Below are 278 nucleotides of genomic sequence, written 5' to 3'. Positions count from 1 at the left end.
ATTTGAATGCCGTAGTGCACTAACCCGCCCAATACCAATAGGCAGCACAGCACAATCGCCACTTCCAGCATCATGAGCAGACGCGCAGGCATCCATTTATAGATGACCTCGACTGCCATCATATAGCCACCGCGAAACGTGGCGGCAGCGGCCATAAACACACACCAAATCATGGACGTTCTGGACGCCACTTCGGTCCAGGTAGAGGGCGCATTAAACAAAAATCGTGTAAGCACCTGATAGAAGCTGAGCGTGACCGATATGACCAGCATCAACAC

At 51.8% G+C, this 278-nt stretch carries 1 protein-coding gene; it reads right to left on the bottom strand.

What is annotated here, in order from left to right; translation table 11 throughout:
- Positions 1 to 278, bottom strand: a 278-nt coding sequence (locus tag R0J88_RS19720) for a TRAP transporter small permease (RefSeq protein ID WP_410900832.1), incomplete at both ends; no start/stop codon positions are given.

The sequence above is a fragment of the Pseudoalteromonas sp. SIMBA_162 genome, from assembly GCF_046535955.1.
GTDB lineage: Bacteria > Pseudomonadota > Gammaproteobacteria > Enterobacterales > Alteromonadaceae > Pseudoalteromonas > Pseudoalteromonas marina.
This window is presented reverse-complemented; position numbering and strand designations above follow the sequence as displayed.